General features: G+C 62.6%; 16 protein-coding genes. 8 read left to right on the forward strand and 8 right to left on the reverse strand.

What is annotated here, in order from left to right:
* From HX815_RS26105 to nudC, 3 genes are all read left to right on the forward strand, one after another.
* Positions 1-1,296 (forward strand): ATP-binding protein, encoded by a 1,296-nt coding sequence (locus HX815_RS26105; RefSeq protein ID WP_003214046.1) that lies wholly within the window; start codon positions 1-3, stop codon positions 1,294-1,296.
* A 223-nt stretch (positions 1,297-1,519) separates the two neighbouring features.
* Entirely contained in the window at positions 1,520-2,332 is an 813-nt protein-coding gene (locus HX815_RS26110; protein ID WP_003208502.1) for a crotonase/enoyl-CoA hydratase family protein, read from the forward strand.
* 6 nt (positions 2,333-2,338) lie between these two features.
* A complete protein-coding gene (nudC, locus tag HX815_RS26115) occupies positions 2,339-3,172 on the forward strand; it encodes an NAD(+) diphosphatase (RefSeq protein WP_008430294.1) in 834 nt (277 codons plus the stop codon).
* On the opposite strand, the gene HX815_RS26120 is transcribed toward nudC, so the two are convergent.
* From HX815_RS26120 to HX815_RS26130, 3 genes are all read right to left on the reverse strand, one after another.
* Positions 3,140-3,919, reverse strand: a complete 780-nt coding sequence (locus tag HX815_RS26120; RefSeq protein WP_003208505.1) for a TSUP family transporter — start codon at positions 3,917-3,919, stop codon at positions 3,140-3,142. The genes nudC and HX815_RS26120 overlap by 33 nt on opposite strands.
* 195 nt (positions 3,920-4,114) lie before the next feature.
* Entirely contained in the window at positions 4,115-4,831 is a 717-nt protein-coding gene (pcsA, locus tag HX815_RS26125) for a phosphatidylcholine synthase (protein WP_003208507.1), read from the reverse strand.
* Between the two features lie 148 nt (positions 4,832-4,979).
* Positions 4,980-5,906 carry a class I SAM-dependent methyltransferase gene (locus HX815_RS26130; RefSeq protein WP_177029116.1) on the reverse strand — a complete coding sequence of 309 codons (927 nt, stop codon included), beginning with the start codon at positions 5,904-5,906 and terminating at the stop codon, positions 4,980-4,982.
* Between the two features lie 191 nt (positions 5,907-6,097).
* Between HX815_RS26130 and mdeB the strand changes: the two genes are divergently transcribed.
* Positions 6,098-8,776 carry an alpha-ketoglutarate dehydrogenase gene (gene mdeB, locus HX815_RS26135; protein WP_177029117.1) on the forward strand — a complete coding sequence of 893 codons (2,679 nt, stop codon included), beginning with the start codon at positions 6,098-6,100 and terminating at the stop codon, positions 8,774-8,776.
* A 124-nt stretch (positions 8,777-8,900) separates the two neighbouring features.
* Here the strand turns inward: mdeB and HX815_RS26140 are convergent, their stop codons facing one another.
* Both HX815_RS26140 and HX815_RS26145 read right to left on the reverse strand, forming a co-directional pair.
* Positions 8,901-9,389: a DUF1289 domain-containing protein gene (locus HX815_RS26140; protein WP_003208512.1), complete on the reverse strand. Its 489-nt coding sequence runs from the start codon at positions 9,387-9,389 to the stop codon at positions 8,901-8,903.
* 52 nt (positions 9,390-9,441) lie between these two features.
* A complete protein-coding gene (locus tag HX815_RS26145) occupies positions 9,442-10,692 on the reverse strand; it encodes a ribonucleotide-diphosphate reductase subunit beta (RefSeq protein ID WP_008432895.1) in 1,251 nt (416 codons plus the stop codon).
* Positions 10,693-11,025: 333 nt separating this feature from the next.
* Here HX815_RS26145 and fae point away from each other — a divergent pair, with 333 nt between their 5' ends.
* The 4 genes from fae (at position 11,026) to HX815_RS26165 (ending at position 15,561) form a co-directional block, all read left to right on the forward strand.
* Positions 11,026-11,538: a formaldehyde-activating enzyme gene (fae, locus tag HX815_RS26150; protein WP_177029118.1), complete on the forward strand. Its 513-nt coding sequence runs from the start codon at positions 11,026-11,028 to the stop codon at positions 11,536-11,538.
* 10 nt (positions 11,539-11,548) lie between these two features.
* On the forward strand, positions 11,549-12,583 hold the full coding sequence (locus HX815_RS26155; protein ID WP_102369231.1) for an aldo/keto reductase: 1,035 nt from the start codon (positions 11,549-11,551) through the stop codon (positions 12,581-12,583).
* Positions 12,580-14,013, forward strand: a complete 1,434-nt coding sequence (locus HX815_RS26160; RefSeq protein ID WP_003212399.1) for an NAD-dependent succinate-semialdehyde dehydrogenase — start codon at positions 12,580-12,582, stop codon at positions 14,011-14,013. Before HX815_RS26155 ends, HX815_RS26160 begins: the two co-directional genes overlap by 4 nt.
* A gap of 174 nt (positions 14,014-14,187) precedes the next feature.
* The gene (locus HX815_RS26165) at positions 14,188-15,561 is read left to right on the forward strand and encodes an MFS transporter (RefSeq protein ID WP_177029119.1); all 1,374 of its coding nucleotides are present in this window, start codon (positions 14,188-14,190) and stop codon (positions 15,559-15,561) included.
* On the opposite strand, the gene HX815_RS26170 is transcribed toward HX815_RS26165, so the two are convergent.
* The 3 genes from HX815_RS26170 to HX815_RS26180 all read right to left on the reverse strand — a co-directional run bounded on the left by HX815_RS26170 (position 15,508) and on the right by HX815_RS26180 (position 19,418).
* Entirely contained in the window at positions 15,508-16,383 is an 876-nt protein-coding gene (locus HX815_RS26170; RefSeq protein WP_008432889.1) for a LysR substrate-binding domain-containing protein, read from the reverse strand. The genes HX815_RS26165 and HX815_RS26170 overlap by 54 nt on opposite strands.
* Positions 16,384-16,526: 143 nt before the next feature.
* Positions 16,527-17,696 (reverse strand): hypothetical protein, encoded by a 1,170-nt coding sequence (locus HX815_RS26175; protein WP_003218578.1) that lies wholly within the window; start codon positions 17,694-17,696, stop codon positions 16,527-16,529.
* 84 nt (positions 17,697-17,780) lie between these two features.
* A complete protein-coding gene (locus HX815_RS26180) occupies positions 17,781-19,418 on the reverse strand; it encodes an ABC transporter ATP-binding protein (protein ID WP_177023319.1) in 1,638 nt (545 codons plus the stop codon).
* Position 19,419 lies beyond the last annotated feature (1 nt).

Here is a 19,419-nt window from a genome sequence, read left to right on the forward strand (position 1 = left end):
ATGTTTCGCGTCCTGATTCGGCTGTACCTGATCACCATCGTCACCTTCGCCGCCGCGATCTACCTGGTGCCCCGGGCGGTGATCCAGCTGTTTGAACACCGTTACATGAACTACAACATCGAGCAGTCCCGAGGCATGCAGAGCCTGATCGTCAAGGAGTACCGACGGGTGCCGATGGAGCAGTGGGCCAATGTCACCGTGCGCCTGTCGGCGGATTTCGCGCCGCTGAAGGTGCAACTGCTGCGTATCCAGGACGCCAGCTACACCCCTGAAGAACAGCGCCTGCTGGAAAAAGACCAGATGGTGATTCGCCTGGGCGAGTGGGGCTGGGCGGACGACGTCAGCTCGGCCCTGGACGACCAGTTGGTGGTCAAGGTCTCGGTACCGCCGGACCCGCTGGACATGAACCTGCTGTACTGGAGCATGAACGTGCTGATCGGCGCGGCGCTGCTGGCATGCCTGCTGTTCTGGCTGCGGCCCCACTGGCGTGACCTGGAACGCCTGAAAAGCACCGCCGCGCAACTCGGCCAGGGCAACCTTGCGGCCCGCACAAAAATCCCGCCCAGCTCCAACATCGGCAGCCTCGCGGCGGTGTTCGACACCATGGCCAACGACATCGAACAGCTGCTCAACCAGCAACGCGACTTGCTCAATGCCGTCTCCCATGAACTGCGTACGCCGCTGACGCGCCTGGACTTCGGCCTGGCCTTGGCGCTGTCCGACGACCTCCCGGCGGCCAGCCGTGAGCGGCTGCAAGGGTTGGTGGCGCACATTCGCGAGCTGGATGAGCTGGTGCTGGAGCTGCTCTCCTACAGCCGTTTGCAAAACCCGGCGCAAACACCCGAGCGGGTGGAAGTGGTGCTGGATGAGTTCATCGACAGCATCCTGGGCAGCGTCGACGACGAACTGGAAAACCCGGATATCGTGATGGACGTGGTGCTGGACTGCGCCGTGGAACGCTTCACCCTGGACCCGCGCCTGACCGCCCGGGCCCTGCAAAACCTGCTGCGCAACGCCATGCGGTATTGCGAGCGGCGAATTCAGGTGGGGGTGAAGGTGTGTCCCAGGGGGTGCGAGATTTGCGTGGATGATGACGGCATTGGCATTCCGGTTGACCAGCGAGAGCGGATTTTCGAGCCGTTCTACCGGCTGGATCGCAGCCGGGATCGAGCCACTGGCGGTTTTGGCCTGGGATTGGCCATCAGCCGGCGGGCGCTGGAGGCGCAGGGCGGAACATTGACGGCTCAGGCTTCGCCATTGGGTGGTGCACGCTTCCGGCTCTGGCTGCCGAGTTAAAGAACACCACAAAACCATTGTGGGAGCTGGCTTGCCTGCGATGGCGGTGGGTCAGCTTGCATCTTTGCTAACTGATACACCGCCATCGCAGGCAAGCCAGCTCCCACATTTGATCTTCATTGTTCTTCAGTCCCGAATTTGGCGTTTGCACAGCCTTACCACCTCACGCGGTGCCTTGTTATAGTTCGGCCCCTATTCCAGCCGCCAGTCAAGGATCACTGCCATGTCCGAATACCAAGCCTTTGTCGTCGAACTCAGCGGCAACGTCGCCCATGTGCAGCTCAATCGCCCGGAAAAGATCAACGCGATGAACGCGGCGTTCTGGACCGAGATCATCGACATCTTCCAATGGGTCGAAGACACCGACGCGGTGCGTGCCGTAGTCATCAGCGGCGCCGGCAAGCATTTCTCCTCCGGCATCGACCTGATGATGCTGGCCTCGGTGGCCAATGACTTCGGCAAGGACGTGGGCCGCAACGCGCGTCTGCTGCGGCGCAAGATCCTCGAACTGCAAGCTTCCTTCAACGCCGTCGACAATTGCCGCAAGCCGGTACTCGCGGCGATCCATGGCTACTGCATCGGCGGCGCCATCGACCTGATCAGCGCCTGTGACATGCGCTACGCCGCCGAAGATGCGCAATTCTCCATCAAGGAAATCGACATCGGCATGGCCGCCGACGTCGGCACCCTGCAACGCCTGCCGCGCATCGTCGGCGACGGCATGCTCCGTGAGCTGGCCTACACCGGCCGCCAGTTCGGCGCCGAAGAGGCCCGCAGCATCGGCCTGGTAAATCGGGTGTACAGCGATCACCAGAGCCTGCTGGCCGGCGTGCTGGAAATCGCCCGGGAAATAGCCGCCAAATCACCGATCGCGGTCACCGGCACCAAAGCGATGATCAGCTACATGCGTGACCACACGATCAATGACGGTTTGGAATACGTTGCCACCTGGAACTCAGCTATGTTGCAATCCAACGACCTGCGCGTGGCCATCGCGGCCCATATGAGCAAGCAGAAACCCGACTTCGTGGATTGACTGAACATGACCCCAGGCTGGATTACCACAACGCTGCTGGACAACGACGCCCCGGGCGGCTGGGCCGTGGCCCGCAGCCGTGAAGGCTTTTTACACGACCAGAACGGCCCGCTGTTTCCCCGGGAGTGGCTCAAGCGCCAGGACCTCTCGGTGTTCGCCGAGCATGGCATCGGTCACCTGGACGGCGAGCCGGTGTACCTGCTGGAACTCAACAGCCCCGCCGACGTGCCGGGCTGCGGCTGGCAGGGCCTGCGGGCATTCATGCTGCAGGGCGATCACACGCTGTACAAAGTCCTGGGCTACGCCGCGCAAATCGGCACCTGGGCCCGGGAGCATCGTTTTTGCGGCAGTTGCGGCCAGGCGATGGTGCAGGTGCCACGGGAGCGCGCGATGTTCTGCCAGGCCTGTGACCTGCGCAGCTACCCGCGTATCTCGCCGAGCATGATCGTGCTGGTGACCCGTGGCGACGAGATCCTGCTGGCCCGTTCGCCGCGCTTTGTCACGGGTGTCTACAGCACTCTGGCGGGGTTTGCGGAGCCGGGCGAGTCGGCCGAGGACTGCCTGATTCGCGAGGTGCGTGAAGAAGTGCAGGTGGAGGTCAAGAACATCCAGTACATGGGCAGCCAGTGCTGGCCGTTCCCGCACTCGATGATGCTGGGCTTTCACGCCGAGTACGCTGGCGGCGATATTGTGCCCCAGGCTGACGAGATCGAAGACGCGCAGTGGTTCAACATCCATGAACTGCCGCCGTTGCCGGCGTCGCGCTCGATTGCGCGCTACCTGATCGACCTCTACCTGGCCCGTCGCCTAGGTCACGCTGAACCAGTGCTGCCAGGCTAGGCGCACCGTCAGGCCGAGCACCACGGTGATGAACACCGGGCGAATGAACTTGGCGCCGCCGCTGATGGCGCTGCGTGCGCCAAAAAAAGCGCCGCACATCACCGACACGCCCATGCACAGGCCGACAATCCAGTCTACCGAGCCATTGAAAATGAACACCGTCAGCGCCGCCGCGTTGCTGACGAAGTTCATGCTGCGCGCCACGCCGCTGGCCTTTACCAGGTCGATGGGGTGCAACAGCATGGTACTCACGGTCCAGAAGGCCCCGGTGCCCGGGCCGGCGACGCCGTCGTAGAAACCCAGGCCAAAGCCCTGGGTGGACTGCCATTTCTTCTTGATCGGTGCGTCGTTGTCCAGCGCCGCCTTGGGCGTGCCGCCGAACAGCAAATACAAACCGCAGCCGAACACAATCACCGGGAGCATCTTGTTCAGGGTTTCTGCCGGCAGGTAATGGGCCACGACCGCGCCGGTGAGTGCACCGACCAGGGTGCCGACGATGGCATGCACCCACTGGCGCGGATGAAACAGCTTGCGCCGGTAGAAGGTAAAGCTGGCAGTGGCCGAGCCGAAGGTGGAACTGAGCTTGTTGGTGCCCAGCACCAGGTGGGGCGGCATGCCGGCGGTCAGCAGGGCGGGCGTGGTGAGCAGGCCGCCACCGCCGGCGATGGCGTCGATGAAACCGGCGATAAAGGCAACCACGGCGAGGATCGCCAGGGTGGTGAGGTCAACGCTGAGTTCGAAGGGCATGGGCAAGACTTAATCGGCAGGGCGCAGCAAGGGCTGCGCGAAAGGCCGGTATCTTACCCATAACCCTGGGTCGAGGCGATCCAAATGTGGGAGCGGGCTTGCTCGCGAATGCGCAGTGTCAGTCACCGGATAGAGTGGCTGATCCACCGCATTCGCGAGCAAGCCCGCTCCCACATTTCAACCGTGCCCGCTTGGCTATTTATGTGTTTCGACCCACTCCAGTGCGGTCCGCCAGATGCAGATCCCCAGGAAGTACGCCGACATCAGCAACCACAGGCCCAGGGTCAGGCGATTGGTGTACGGGAAGTCGATCACCAGCAGCAGGCTGCACAGCAACCAGATGGTGGTCACGGCAATATTGATCGGCATGAAGCGCTTGACCCGGAACGGGTGCAGGAACTTCATCGGCGTCACGGTCAGCAACGCCAGACCGATCACGGTGAGCAAGGTGACCCAGGCTTCCGGCTGGATGATATAGACGCACAGCGCCACCACGTTCCATGCGGCGGGGAAGCCGACGAAGTAGTTGTCCTTGCTCTTCATGTTGACGTTGCAGAAGCAGAACAGCGACGACACCAGAATCACCGACACCGTAAACAACGGGGTGAAGTCCGGCAGGGCGATATAGCGATAGATAAACAGCGCCGGAATAAACACGTACGTCAGGTAATCAATCACCAGGTCCAATACCGAGCCATCGAAGCTTGGCAGCACTGTTTGCACATTCACCCGTCGCGCGAGAGAGCCGTCGACCCCATCGACGATCAAGGCCAGGCCCAGCCACAGCAGGCAAGCCTTGGGCTGGTTGTCGAGCAGTGCCAGGGTGGCCAGGAAGGCCAGCACCACGCCGGTGGCGGTAAAACCATGGGCGCCCCAGGCCTTGAGACGGGCTACATGCAGGGTCGATATCACAGGGGCGTTCTCCAAAAGGTGAAACAGGGCAGCCGACGGGGTAGCACCGTCGAATCTGGCCAGAGTGTGCAGGTATCGACCGGGAAGGGTGGGATAAGGTTCACCACCCGGCGTAGGTTAAGCGTAGCAAGCGCAGGACGTTTCGGCATCAGCCTTGGCGAAACACCAGTGCCTTTAAGCCGCTTTGCGGGTCGATATCGGGGAATTCCGGCGGGTTTTCCAGCCGCTGGTCAAAGCGCAGGCCAGGCGCTTCGAGGGTTACGCCGTCGATCAGGAAGTCTTCGCCGAACGCCGGGTCGTTCATGCACGCCAGCACCGTCCCCTGGGCCGTGAGCAAATCCGGCAGGCGACGCAGCACCCGCTGGTAGTCCTTGGTCAAAAGGAAACTGCCTTTCTGGAACGAGGGCGGGTCGATGATCACCAGGTCGTACGGGCCGCTGTTGGTGACCTTGGCCCAGGACTTGAACAGGTCGTGGCCGAGGAACGTCACCTTGCTCAGGTCGTGGCCGTTCAGGCGGTGATTGTCACGACCACGGCTCAGGGCGCCTCGGGCCATGTCCAGGTTCACCACATGCTCGGCGCCGCCTTCGATGGCCGCCACGGAGAAACCACAGGTGTAGGCGAACAGGTTCAGCACCCGCAGGCCATGAGCCTGTTCGCGTACCCAGTTGCGGCCGTAACGCATGTCGAGGAACAGCCCACTGTTCTGCTTTTTGCCCAGGTCGATCAGGTAGCGCAGGCCGCCTTCGGTGATGGTCAGTTCGTCGACCACCTCGCCCAGCAGCCATTCGGTGGTGCTTTGCGGCAGGTAGCGGTGTTGCAGCGCCACGGTATGGGCGCCAAATGACCGCCAGTCGATCTGCACCAGCATCTGCTTCAAGGCCTCAAGCTCCGCGGCTTCAGGCTCCTTGAACAGCGAGACCAGCACCACGCCTTGCAGCCAGTCCACCGTCAGTTGCTCCAGGCCCGGCCAGCAGCGGCCACGCCCGTGAAACAGGCGCCGGGTCTCGGCGGGGACGGTTTGCAGGGCGGTCAGCAAATGGGTGTGCAGGGTGGCGAGTGCGTCTGGGTTCATCGGGCAACGTCGGTCATTGAGCGGGCGGCATTTTAAACACAATTGCGGGGTGTTCGGGAGTTGAAGCACAACGTGCTTTGAATTTGCTGATTGGCAGTGATTTATGCTCAAAAGTCCCTGAGAGGCGGCGCACAACAGTCAAAAAATCCCTTGGCACCGACATAAACTGGAAAAAAAGCCCGGAGGTGCCCATGAACGGTTTCGCGAGTGCAGTGAGTCAGACAGCGATGGACCAGGAAGAACTGGCCGAATGGCGCGATGCCCTGGCCTCCCTGGTGGCCAACGCCGGCGCGGCGCGCGCACGGGAGATCCTCGACATGCTGGCGGATGCCGGCGGCGCGCCGCACATCGCCTGGAAACCCCGGCATGGCACGCCCTACATCAATAGCATCGCCGTGGAGCAGCAACCGCCGTTTCCCGGCGACCTGGCCACTGAAGAACGCCTGGCCTCAGTGGTGCGCTGGAACGCCCTGGCCATGGTAGTGCGCGCCAACCAGGCCTATGGCGAACTGGGCGGGCATATCGCCAGCTACGCCAGCGCGGCGGATTTGTTCGAGGTGGGCTTCAACCACTTTTTCCGGGCCCGAAGCGACAGTTTTGGCGGCGACCTGGTGTTCTACCAGCCGCATTCCGCCCCCGGCATCTATGCTCGCGCCTTCCTTGAAGGGCGCCTGACCGAGGCCGACCTGGCCCACTATCGCCAGGAAATCGGTGCCGGCAAGGCGGGTGCCCGAGGTTTGTCCAGCTATCCCCATCCGTGGTTGATGCCGGACTTCTGGCAATTTCCCACCGGGTCCATGGGCATTGGCCCCATCAGCTCGATTTTCCAGGCGCGGTTCATGCGCTACCTGCAACACCGCGGCTTGCAGGACACCACCGACCGCCACGTATGGGGCGTATTCGGCGACGGCGAGATGGACGAACCGGAAAGCATGTCGGCCCTCACCCTGGCCGCCCGTGAAGGCCTGGACAACCTGACCTGGGTGGTCAACTGCAACCTGCAACGGCTCGACGGCCCGGTGCGTGGCAACGGGCGAATTATCGACGAGCTGGAGGCGTTGTTCGCCGGTGCCGGCTGGAACGTGATCAAGCTGGTCTGGGGCTCGGACTGGGACGCCTTGCTGGCCAAGGACACCGACGGCGAGCTGGCGCGCACCCTGTCGCAGACGGTGGACGGGCAATTCCAGACTTTCGCCGCCAAGGACGGCGCCTACAACCGCGAACATTTCTTCGGCCAGAGCGAGGCGCTGTCCAAACTGGTCGAGGGCCTGAGCGACGAGCAGATCGACCGGCTCAAGCGTGGCGGCCATGACATGGTCAAGATCCACGCGGCCTATCACGCGGCGCGCCGGGTCGCCGGCAAACCCACGGTGATCCTGGCCCAGACCAAAAAGGGCTTTGGCATGGGCGAGGCCGGGCAGGGCAAGATGACCACCCACCAGCAGAAGAAGCTCGACCGCGAGGCCTTGATCGCCTTCCGCAATCGCTTCCAGTTGCCGCTGTCGGATGAACAGGCCGAATCCCTGAGCTTCTACAAACCGGCTGAAGACAGCCTCGAAATGCGCTACTTGCACCAGCGCCGCGCCACCCTCGGCGGGTATGTGCCGAGCCGTGGCCAGCAGGCGCCCACCGTGAGTGTCCCGCCGGTGTCGGGCTACGGCGCGTTTGCCACCCAGGCGGAGGGCAAGGAAATGTCCACCACCATGGCCTTTGTGCGCATGCTCACCAATCTGCTCAAGGACAAGGCCCTCGGCCCGCGCATCGTGCCCATCGTCGCCGATGAGGCGCGCACCTTCGGCATGGCCAACCTGTTCAAGCAGATCGGCATCTATTCCAGCGTCGGCCAGCGCTACGAGCCCGAAGACATCGGCTCGATCCTCAGCTACCGCGAAGCCACCGACGGGCAGATCCTTGAAGAAGGCATCAGCGAAGCCAGCGCCATCAGTTCCTGGGTCGCGGCGGCCACCAGTTATTCGGTGCATGGCCTGCGGATGCTGCCGTTTTACATCTACTACTCGATGTTCGGTTTCCAGCGCGTGGGGGACCTGATCTGGGCCGCCGCCGACCAGCGTGCCCGAGGTTTCCTGCTGGGCGCCACTGCCGGGCGCACCACCCTGGGTGGCGAAGGCCTGCAGCACCAGGACGGCAGCAGCCACCTGATGGCCGCCACCGTGCCCAATTGCCGTGCCTACGACCCGGCGTTTGCCGGCGAGTTTGCGGTGATCCTCGACCATGGCATGCGCCAGATGCTGGAGCACGATGTGGACGAGTTCTACTACGTGACCCTGATGAACGAAAACTACCCGCAGCCGAGCCTGCCGGAAGGCGTCGAAGCCGCGATCATCAAAGGCATGTACCGGCTGAGCGGGCAGCCTGGCGGCAAGGTCCGGTTGCTCGGCTCCGGCACGCTGGTGCGCGAAGCCCAGGCAGCGGCGCAATTGTTGGCGGAAGATTGGCAGGTTGACGCTGAAGTGTTCAGTGTCACCAGCTTCAGCGAACTGGCCCGGGACGCCCGTGACGTGGAACGCTGGAACCGCCTGCATCCGCAACAGCCGGCGCGGCGCAGCCACCTGGCGGAGTGTTTGCCCAAGGGCGCGCCGGTGGTGGCGGTATCTGACTATGTAAGGGCGGTGCCGCAGATGATTGGGTCGTACGTGGATTCGGCTTACACCGTGCTGGGGACGGATGGCTTTGGTCGCAGCGATACCCGGGCGGCGTTGCGGGATTTCTTTGAGGTGGACCGCCATCACATCGTGCTGGCGGCGCTGACGGCGTTGGTGGAGCAGGGGAGTCTGGACAGGCAGGTTTGCCAGCAGGCGATAGAGCGTTATGGGGTGCAGACCGATCGCGAGCCGTCCTGGACCTCCTGAGCGACAAAGATCTAAATGTGGGAGCGGGCTTGCTCGCGAATGCGGTGTGTCAGTCAATATATCCGGCAACTGATACACCGCATTCGCGAGCAAGCCCGCTCCCACACTGGTTCTGTGTGGTTGTCTAAATACTGGCTATCAACGGCGCCCCAAACGATTCCCGCAGAAACCCCGGCGCGATATACCGCTCGTAATGCGCCTCGGACAACAGGAAAAACTCCCGGTCAATCGCATCCCGCAAATCTGCCAGATTGCGCTCGCGAAACTCCGGCAACAGCGCCAACCCATACGCATCCAGCTTCGAAATCACCCGCGCGCCCCGGGCAATCAACTGGTACGCCCAGCAATACGGCGACTGGTGGGGCACAAAGCGGATCTTGCGGTCCTCCAGTTGCTGGCGCAGGCGCTGCGGGTCCAGTACCTGCAGCTTGCTGGTCATCACCTGCACCAGCAGTTGTTCCAGGCGCAGCCACACCGCCTGTTTCTCCTCGGCGTTGTAGCCGTTCCACTGAATCACTTCATGGTGATAACGCTTGCAACCCCGGCACACCAGGTCTCCGTAGACGGTGGAGCACAGGCCGACGCAGGGTGTCTTGATGGTTTGATTGGGCATAAAAAAACATCGACAGGTGAAACAACACGGCCCCCGAAGGGGCCGCTTTAAATCAATCCCAGCTCAGCGCGCCGCCAGTCTGGTACTCGATCACACGGGTCTCGAAGAAGTTCTTCTCTTTCTTCAAGTCCATGATCTCGCTCATCCAAGGGAACGGGTTAGTCGTCCCTGGATACTCTTCCTTCAACCCAATCTGCGACAGACGACGGTTAGCGATGAACTTGAGGTAATCCTCCATCATCGCCGCATTCATCCCCAGCACCCCACGCGGCATGGTGTCACGCGCATATTCAATCTCCAGCTGAGTCCCTTGCAGGATCATCTGTGTCGCTTCTTCCTTCATCTCGGCATCCCACAAATGCGGGTTTTCGATTTTGATCTGGTTGATCACATCGATACCGAAGTTCAGGTGCATCGACTCATCCCGCAGGATGTACTGGAACTGTTCCGCAACGCCGGTCATTTTGTTCCGACGGCCCATGGACAAAATTTGGGTGAAGCCGCAGTAGAAGAAGATGCCTTCCAGGACGCAGTAGTACGCCACCAGGTTACGCAGCAATTCTTTGTCGGTCTCGACGGTGCCGGTTTCGAACTTCGGATCGGAGATCGAACGGGTGTACTTCAAGCCCCAAGCCGCTTTCTTCGCGACCGATGGAATCTCGTGGTACATGTTGAAGATCTCGCCTTCATCCATGGCCAGCGATTCGATGCAGTACTGGTAGGCGTGGGTGTGGATCGCTTCTTCGAAGGCTTGGCGCAGGATGTACTGGCGGCACTCCGGGTTGGTGATCAGGCGGTATACGGCCAGTACCAGATTGTTCGCGACCAACGAATCCGCAGTGGAGAAGAAGCCGAGGTTGCGCATCACGATGCGACGTTCGTCGTCGGTCAGGCCTTCCGGATTTTTCCACAGGGCGATGTCGGCGGTCATGTTGACCTCTTGCGGCATCCAGTGGTTGGCGCAGCCGTCGAGGTACTTCTGCCAGGCCCAGTCGTACTTGAAGGGTACGAGTTGGTTGAGGTCGGCGCGGCAGTTGATCATGCGCTTTTCGTCTACGGCGACGCGGGCGGCGGAGCCTTCCAGCTCGGCGAGGCCTTCGGCGACGTCGAGTTTGTCGAGGGCGGCCTTGGCGCGGATGATCGCGGCGGAGTCGCTGGCGGTCACGTTGCGGGCTTCAAGGGCGGCGGCAGCGCCGGCGCCGTCGAGGCGGTCCATGTTGGCTTCGGTGGCGTGGCCGGCGTTGGCGCCCCGGATGACTACGTCACCGGTGTCTGGTTGATCTGCTTCATCCCAACTCAGCATTGAATTGCTCCTTCGTGGTCCGTCTGACGGCGTGGGCTTCGATTCACCCAGCGTGTTCAAAAATGTGCGTTTTGCAGGCTTCAAGGCATTGAAATACGGCGCATAGTGTGGTCGGTGTTCAGCGTTATTGCACACTATGTAGTGGTTGTCTGTGTTTGTGGGCACACTATATGGGGTGTAACAACGATGGTCAACGCACAAGACCAGGCCGATGGTCGCAGGGCCATGACTAAAACTCACAGCCCCATGACTTTTAATGGTTACGGCCGCTACCCGGCCCAGTGCTAAAAATTCGCCAACCAGCTCCCCATAACAAAAAAGAGCGTTTGCGAAATGAAAGCACTTGATCTGTACATCGGCGAAGGCTTCGAAGGCCCAGGCGTCAATGCTGCCCACATCAACATCCTCATCGGCCCGCGCAACGGTCCGGCCGGCCAGGCGTTTGCCAACAGTTTGGCGTCGCCAAGCCAGGGCCATTGCCCGTTCATGGTGATTGCCCAGCCGAACATCCCGGTCAAACCCATGACCCTCTACGTCAACAAGGCCGCCATCGGCAGCGACCTGCACGGCAATGCCACCTGGGGCGCGTCCCAGGCCGGGATCGCCAAGGCGGTGCTCGAAGCCCTGCTCGACGGCACCCTGCCGGCGGAAGCCGAGGACGAGTGGGCGATTGTCACCGCCAACTGGGTCAACCCGGCCTGCGATGACCTGGATGCGGTCTACCTGAACAACTACAACGCCTGCCGCACCGCGATCCGCGCCGCCCTCACAGGCTTGCCGCACACCGCGCAACTGGCGGATGTGGTCAACCACATCAGCAACCCTTTCTACACGCCAAAAGCCTGAGGACATTCCCATGCAATACATCCGTTTGGGCAACTCCGGCCTGCAAGTCTCGCGCCTGTGCCTGGGCACCATGAACATGGGCACCCCGGACTGGAAGCCGTGGATCTTCGACGAGAAACAAAGCGAACCCATCGTTGCCCATGCCCTGGCCAACGGTGTCAACTTCATCGACCTGGCGGACTTCTACTCCGCAGGTGTCGGCGAAGAAGTGGTCGGGCGCATCCTCAAGCGCGTTGCGCGCCGTGAAGACATCGTGGTCACCACCAAGGTCGGCTACGGCACCCGCAGCGGCATCAATGCCAGCGGCCATTCGCGCAAGCACATCATGGACAGCATCGACGCCTCCCTGAGCCGCCTTGGCATGGATTACGTCGACGTGTTCATGCTGCATTACTTCGACGTGAACACCCCGGTGGAAGAAACCATGGGCGCCCTCAACGACATCGTGCGTTCCGGCAAGGCGCGCTACATCGGCGTGTCGACCATGCTCACCGGGCAACTGGCAAAAATCCTCATGGCCTGCGAGCGCAATGGCTGGGTCAAGCCGATCAACATGCAGCTGCAACTGAACTGCGCCTACCGCGAGGAAGAGCGCGAGATGATCCCGTTCTGCCGCGACCAGGGCCTGGGCGTGTCGGTGTTCAGCCCGCTGGCCCGTGGCTTGCTCACCGGCGAAGTGCAGTCGACCCGCAACCAGACCGACTTCTTCACCCAGCAGATGTACAGCGACCAGGCGTCGTTCGACATCGCCCACTCGGTGCAACGTGTGGCCCGTGCCCGTGGCGTGTCCAACGCACAGATTGCCCAGGCCTGGGTGGCCAATCATCCGGGTGTGGACGTGATGCTGGTGGGCGCCGACACCACCGCACAATTTGATAGCGCGCTCGCCGCTTTGGACACCCGACTGGATGCCGAAGAACTGCACGAGCTGGAACGCAACTACACGCCGTGCGATGTGATCAACGACTACACCGCCGGCAAACGCATCTTGCGCAGCGCCCGTCCGGGCCTGGACCGTTTTAACCTGATAGAGGCCGTGGCATGAACCCGCTGATTCGCACAGGCAATTTCATTGATGGCCAATGGTCCAGCGGTGGGCCGGTCTACCCGGTGCGCAACCCGGCCAATGGTGCGCAGATCGCCGAAGTACAACGCGCCGGTGCTGAAGAAACCAACCTGGCCATTGCCGCCGCCAACCGCGCGTTGCCGGCCTGGCGCAAGCTCACCGCCAAGGAGCGCAGCCAGCGCCTCAAGCGCTGGAGCGAGTTGATGCTGAGCAACCAGAAGGACCTGGCCCACCTGCTCAGCCTGGAACAGGGCAAGCCGCTGGCCGAAGCCATGGGCGAAGTGGTCTACGCCGCGAGCTTCCTCGAATGGTTTGCCGAAGAAGCCAAGCGTGCCTATGGCGACGTGATCCCGAGCCACAAGGCCGACGCGCGGATCATCGTGACCAAGGAAGCCATTGGCGTGGTCGCGGCGATCACCCCGTGGAACTTTCCCCTGGCCATGGTCACCCGCAAGGTTGGCCCGGCGCTGGCGGCGGGTTGCACGATGATTCTCAAACCGTCGGAAGAAACCCCGCTGTCGGCCTTCGCCCTGGCGGTGTTGGCAGAACAGGCCGGGATTCCGGCGGGCGTGTTCAACATCGTGTCCGGCGATGCCGTGGCCATCGGTGGCGCACTGCAAGCCTCCAGCATTGTGCGCAAGCTGTCCTTCACCGGCTCCACCCGCACCGGCAAGCTGCTGATGCGCCAGGCCGCCGACACCCTGAAAAAGGTCTCCCTGGAACTGGGCGGCAACGCGCCCTTTATCGTGTTCGACGATGCCGACCTGGACGCCGCCGTCAAAGGCGCCATGGCTTCCAAGTTTCGCAATACCGGGCAGACCTGCGTCTGCGTCAACCGCTTCTTCATCCAGGACGCTGTGTACGACGCGTTCACCCGCAAGCTGGCCGAAGCGGTCTCTGCGATGCGCGTCGGCAGCGCCCTCGAGGGCGAAACCGAACAAGGCCCGCTGATCAATGCGGCCGCGTTGGCCAAGGTTGAAGCCCACGTCGGCGACGCCCTGGAGAAAGGCGCCAAGCTGCTGTGCGGCGGCCGTCGCCATGCCTTGGGCGGGACGTTCTTCGAACCGACCATCCTCACCGAAGCCCACGGCGAGATGCTGATTGCCCAGGAAGAAACCTTCGGCCCGGTGGCGGCCTGCTTCCGCTTCAAGGACGAAGCCGAAGTGCTGCAACGGGCGAATGACACGCCGTTTGGGTTGTCCGCCTACTTCTACAGCCGCGACATCGGCCGCGTATGGCGCATGGCCGAAGGCCTGGAAGCGGGCATGGTCGGGATCAACGAAGGGATCATCTCCACCGAAGTCGCACCGTTTGGCGGGATCAAGGAGTCGGGCCTGGGCCGTGAAGGTTCCAGGTACGGCCTGGAGGATTACCTGGAGATCAAATACCTGTTGATGGGCGGTCTCTGACCCCACTCTCCCAAACAACACCGATCCAATGTGGGAGCGGGCTTGCTCGCGAAAGCGGTGGGCCTGCCACCACATGCATTGACTGACACACCGCCTTCGCGAGCAAGCCCGCTCCCACAGGGAAATGGGCTTGCCCGCTGTTACTCCGTCAAGAACAAAAATATGGAGAACACCATGTCCACTCAACCCATCAAAATCGACGACCTGCCCATCGGTCGCTTCCACCTTAAAATCGCCGGCCTGACCTTCGGCGCCCACTTCACCGACGGCTACATCCTCGGCCTGATCGGCATTGCCTTCATCTTGCTCAGCCCACAGATGCAACTGGACGCCTTCTGGCAAGGCCTGATCGGCGCCTCGGCCCTGATCGGCCTGTTTATGGGCAGCCTGTTCTTTGGCTGGATCTCCGACACCCTCGGCCGGCAGAAAATCTTCCTGGTCAGCTTCGTCCTGATCACCGTTGCCTCGGTGATGCAGTTTTACGCCGAAACCGCCATGGGCCTGTTCCTCTGTCGGGTGTTGATCGGTATCGGCCTGGGCGGCGACTTCAGCGTCGGCCACGCGATGCTCGCCGAGTTCTCGCCCAGGAAACATCGCGGGGTACTGCTGGGCTCCTTCAGCGTCGTGTGGACGGTTGGTTACGTGGCCGCGACTTTCGTCGGCACCGCCATGCTCAGCCTCGGCGATGATGCCTGGCGCTGGATGCTCGCATCGTCGGCAATTCCTGCCGGGCTGATCCTGATCGCGCGCATCGGCACGCCCGAATCGCCGCGCTGGCTGATCAACCAGGGCCGGATTGCCGAGGCCCGAGCTATCGTCAAGAAACACCTTGGCGAACACGTGGTCCTCGATGAAGAACCGTCGAGGCAAACCCGTTCCGGCTACGGCGTGCTGTTCAGCCGTGAATACCGCAAGCGCACCGCGTTCAACTGCCTGTTCTTCGTGTGCATCGTGATGCCGTACTTCGCCATCTACACCTTCCTGCCGTCGATCCTGCAGAAGATGGGCCTGGCCGAAGGTTTTGGCACCGAGCTGATGCTCAACCTGCTGCTGATCATCGGCGCCTTGATCGGCATCTGGTGCACCGTGAAATTCTCCCGGCGCGGCTTCCTGATCAACTCGTTCATCATCCTGGCGGCGGCGCTGTTCCTGCTGGCGGTATTGCCGGGCAGCATGGCGTGGTTGATGGTGCTGACGTTCGGCGTCTTCACCCTGGTGCTGTCGGCGGTGAGCAACCTGGTGGGCGTATTCCCGGCGGAGAGCTTCCCGACCGAAGTGCGGGCCAGCGGCATCGGCCTTGCCACAGCCGTCAGCCGCCTGGGTTCGGCGGTGAGTACCTTCCTGTTGCCGGTGAGCGTAGCGGGGATCGGCCTGAGCCCGACCATGGGCATCCTCGCCGCGATCCTGGTGCTGGGCGCGATCATCTCCTGGGCCTGGGCGCCGGAAACCAAGGCGTTGACCTTGAGCCAGGCGTGCAAGGCCGAGCCTGCGGTGTCAGGGATTGCTCACCCGGTTCAACCACTGCGTAAACAACCGAACCTTGGATAAACCCTGCTTGTCACTTGCCACATCCAGCCAATAGCCATACGGGCCGATCACCTCCACCGGGGTGATCGGCAGCAGGCTGCCATTCGCCAGTTCGCGCTCGATCATCTGCCGGTCGATCACCGCGAGCCCACCGCCGGCCAGGGCGGTGTGGATCACCTGGTCCAGGGTGCTGAATTCCAGGCCCTGGCCTGCATCGATATCTTCCCGGCCCATGGCCGCCAGCCAGTTCTCCCAGACCTTCAAGCGCTTGCCGTCGTGCAGGATGTGCAGCAGCGGAAAGCGCCGCAGGTCGGGCGGCTGACCGTCGCTGAACAGTTCCGGGCTGGCGACGGCGATGTGGCGTTCCATCACCAACAGTTCACTGCTGCACTGCGTGGCCGCTTCCAGGCCGAAGCGGACCTGGCAGTCGATTTCCGCCAGGCTCGCATGGGTGTTCTGGTGGGTGACGCTGAGGTTGATGTCCGGGTAACGCTCGCAAAACCGGCGCAGGTGGGCGGACAGCCAGCGGGTGGCCCAGGTGGGCGGGGCGACGATACGCAGGCGCTGGCGCAGGTTGGGCACGCGCACGGCGTGCAGGGCGCGCTCGATATGGTCGAAGGCGTCGCTCAGGTGCGGGGAGAGGGCGAAGCCGGCTTCGGTCAGGGACAGGCCCTGGGGGGTGCGGATGAAGAGGGCGACGCCGAGGTAGTCTTCCAGTTGTTTGATCTGGCGGCTGACGGCACCCTGGGTGACGTTGAGGCCCACGGCGGCCTGGCTGAAGCTGCGGTGGCGGGCGACTTCTTCGAAGACACGGAGCATGTTGAGGGAGGGCAGTTGGCGCATGAAATGGATTCCACACCTGTTGTTTTTATGGTGTTTTTGGCGGCCTCTTCGCGAGCAAGCCCGCTCCCACATTTGATCGGCGCCGCGGTCAAAATGTGGGAGCGGGCTTGCTCGCGAAGGCGTCAGTGAAGACGCCGCCTATTTTAGAAGTAGTAGCCAATGTTCATATACAACTGATTCTCCCACTGGTTACTCCCCCCAGCCCCCAAGCTCTCGGTATAGCTGCTCCCACCAATATACGGATCGTTCTTGCCGATCAACCACTCCGTGGCCACCCACAGTTTACTCACCGAAAACGACGTTCCCAGGATCACCCGCTGTGAGGTCTTGAACTGATCCTCGGACTTGTCAAACGCACTGTAGTTGGCATACAGCTTGACGCCGCTGACCTGGTCAAACAGGTACTTGCCGCCCACGTCGTAGCTCAAGTCCGCCACATACAGATTGCCGCGGCTGGCCACGTTGAACGTGCCGTCATACCCGCCCAGGGTCACCACGCTGTCGGTGCCCGGGTTGCGCGGTGACATCTGCTGGCGTGCCGCCTGCAATTGCACGCCCCACGGGCCGTTCTTGCCCAGGTAGTGGATCGCCACCGCGTTGCGCCGGCCATCGTCGTTGGTGTCCTTGTTCTCCAGGGTGGAGGTCAGGCCGGACAGCCCGACTTCCGATTTCCACCCGCCCAGGTCCATGGCCTTGGCCACCCGCACCACCACGGTGTTGCGTTCCTGGTTGTTGCTGCCGTCGCCCACGTAGCTGTCGGCCTCGGAGATCACGCTGGAGTAGGTCACGCCCTTGCTCGTGCCTTTGCCTTGCCACGCCGGGCGCAGGTAGTAACCGGCCTGGATGTTCCAGTCGCCGCTTTGCTGGATGTACTTGGCGCCCACCTGCTGCACATCTTCCAGGCCGATCACGTTGCCCAGGGTTTCGTAGAAGGTGCTGCCGAAGTACGGCTGCAAGCCAAACGGCACTGTGTTCAGGCCCACTTGCACCTGCTGGTCGGGGTTGAACTTGTAGCCCACCCAGGCGAACTTGGCGAACTGGATATCGCCGTAGTTCTTGGTGTACTGGTACGGGTAGGAGCGCCCGTAGAAACGGTACTGCGCCTCGCCGATCCAGGTGTCGGAGTTGTACTTGGCGCTGAGGTACGCGGTGTCGAGGCCGAACTTCTGGATGTCGCGATCCGGGTCGTAGTCCCAACGGGCGCGCACGGCGCCGCCGAGGTCGAGGTTGTCGGTGACTTGAATGGCCATGGCCGGTGCCGCAAGGGCGCCAAGCACAGGGACCAGAGCGATGTAACGGAAGGTTGGTCGCATGGTTTTGCTCTCGTTATTGGTTATTTTTTGGCAACAGCAGCCCCTTGCCGCAACGAACGCTGCGACGCGGGGTAAAGGGTTGACTCAGTGCGCTTGCGGGCGAATCAGCCGCAGCGGCGGGCCGGCGGCGGGCAGCTCCGAGGCGCCGGGGGCGGCGGCCAGCAAGGTCTGGGTGTAAGTGTTCTGAGGTCGCAGCAACACTTGCTCGGCAGTGCCGTATTCCACGACTTCGCCCTGGCGCATCACCGCGATGTAGTCGCTGATCTGCGCCGCCACCCGCAGGTCGTGGGTGATGAACAGGATGCTCAGGTTCAGGCGCTGCTGCAGTTCGGCCAGCAGTTCCAGCACCTGTTTCTGCACCGAGACATCCAGGGCCGACACGCTCTCATCGGCGATCAACACTTCCGGGCGCATCGCCAGGGCGCGGGCGATGCCGATGCGCTGGCGCTGGCCGCCGGAGAACTGCCGGGGCTTGCGCTTGAGGGCGTCGCGCTTGAGGCCCACCTGTTCCAGCAAATCACCGGCTTCAGCCCACGCATCCTTGGCCGACAACCCGCGCAATTGCGCGGCGCGGGCGATGATGTCGCCCACCCGGTGCCGAGGATTGAGCGAGCCATACGGGTCCTGGAAAATCATCTGGATGCGCCGACGATTCGCCGCCAGCGCCGAGCCGCGCAGGGCCAGGAAGTCGGTGTCACCGACCCATACGTGGCCGCTGTCGCTGTCCACCAGGCGGATCGCGGCTTTCACCAACGTGCTTTTGCCCGAACCGGACTCGCCGACAATCGCCAGGGTCTTGCCCCGTGGCAGTTGCAGCGAGACATTGCGCAAGGCCGCCACCGAGCTGCCACCGACGGTGTAGGTCTTGGTCAGGTGCTCGATGCGCAATGCCAGCTCGCCGTCGGCGCTCGGCTTGTGCAGCTCCGGGTGCAGCGCCGGCACGGCCGCAATCAGCTTGCGGGTGTAGGCGTGGGCCGGGGCATTCAGCACCTGGTCGCGCTCGCCGATTTCCACCAGCCGGCCGCCTTCCATCACCGCGATACGGTCGGCAATCTGCGCCACCACGCCGAAGTCATGGGTGATAAACAGAATGCCGTGTTGCCCGCGGCCGCGCAGCTCGCGCACCAGCTTCAGCACCTGCGCCTGGGTGGTCACGTCCAGCGCCGTGGTGGGCTCGTCGGCGATCAGCAGGTCCGGGTTCATCGCCAGCGCCATGGCAATCACCACTCGCTGGCACTGGCCGCCAGACAATTGGTGCGCAAAGCTGTTGGCGATGCGTGGCGGGTCCGGTAGTTGGGTGGACTCCAGCAGCGCCAACATGCGCTCGCGACGCTCCGCCGCCGGCATCTGCGGTGCGTGAATATCGAAGATCTCTTCCACTTGCTTGCCAATGCGAATCGCCGGGTTCAGCGCCGCCATGGGCTCCTGGAAAATCATCGCGATACGGTTGCCCCGCAGCTGGCGCAAACGCTCCTCGTCGAGGGTGCAAATGTCATCGCCGAGGAAGTCGATCACGCCTTCGGTATGCCGCAAACCCTTGGCGTAGTCGCCCATGATCGCCGCCGACAGCACGGACTTGCCGGAGCCGGACTCGCCGATCACGCAGAGGATTTCGCCCTTGCGCACCTCCAGGCTGATGCCTTGCACCGCGTGGCTGCGGTCGGCGCCGGCGGGCAATTCGATGGACAGGTTCTGCACCCGCAGTACTTGCGTGTGGTTCATG

Origin of the sequence: Pseudomonas sp. E6002 (genome assembly GCF_013385565.1) — a bacterium.
GTDB lineage: Bacteria > Pseudomonadota > Gammaproteobacteria > Pseudomonadales > Pseudomonadaceae > Aquipseudomonas.

Excerpts from the sequence above, each read along its gene's own strand:
- HX815_RS26105 (WP_003214046.1), top strand. The coding sequence starts at position 1 with ATGTTTCGCGTCCTGATTCGGCTGTACCTGATCACCATCGTCACCTTC.
- HX815_RS26110 (WP_003208502.1), top strand. The coding sequence starts at position 1,520 with ATGTCCGAATACCAAGCCTTTGTCGTCGAACTCAGCGGCAACGTCGCC.
- nudC (WP_008430294.1), top strand. The coding sequence starts at position 2,339 with ATGACCCCAGGCTGGATTACCACAACGCTGCTGGACAACGACGCCCCG.
- HX815_RS26120 (WP_003208505.1), bottom strand. The coding sequence starts at position 3,919 with ATGCCCTTCGAACTCAGCGTTGACCTCACCACCCTGGCGATCCTCGCC.
- HX815_RS26130 (WP_177029116.1), bottom strand. The coding sequence starts at position 5,906 with ATGAACCCAGACGCACTCGCCACCCTGCACACCCATTTGCTGACCGCC.
- mdeB (WP_177029117.1), top strand. The coding sequence starts at position 6,098 with ATGAACGGTTTCGCGAGTGCAGTGAGTCAGACAGCGATGGACCAGGAA.
- HX815_RS26140 (WP_003208512.1), bottom strand. The coding sequence starts at position 9,389 with ATGCCCAATCAAACCATCAAGACACCCTGCGTCGGCCTGTGCTCCACC.
- HX815_RS26145 (WP_008432895.1), bottom strand. The coding sequence starts at position 10,692 with ATGCTGAGTTGGGATGAAGCAGATCAACCAGACACCGGTGACGTAGTC.
- fae (WP_177029118.1), top strand. The coding sequence starts at position 11,026 with ATGAAAGCACTTGATCTGTACATCGGCGAAGGCTTCGAAGGCCCAGGC.
- HX815_RS26155 (WP_102369231.1), top strand. The coding sequence starts at position 11,549 with ATGCAATACATCCGTTTGGGCAACTCCGGCCTGCAAGTCTCGCGCCTG.
- HX815_RS26160 (WP_003212399.1), top strand. The coding sequence starts at position 12,580 with ATGAACCCGCTGATTCGCACAGGCAATTTCATTGATGGCCAATGGTCC.
- HX815_RS26165 (WP_177029119.1), top strand. The coding sequence starts at position 14,188 with ATGTCCACTCAACCCATCAAAATCGACGACCTGCCCATCGGTCGCTTC.
- HX815_RS26170 (WP_008432889.1), bottom strand. The coding sequence starts at position 16,383 with ATGCGCCAACTGCCCTCCCTCAACATGCTCCGTGTCTTCGAAGAAGTC.
- HX815_RS26175 (WP_003218578.1), bottom strand. The coding sequence starts at position 17,696 with ATGCGACCAACCTTCCGTTACATCGCTCTGGTCCCTGTGCTTGGCGCC.
- HX815_RS26180 (WP_177023319.1), bottom strand. The coding sequence starts at position 19,418 with ATGAACCACACGCAAGTACTGCGGGTGCAGAACCTGTCCATCGAATTG.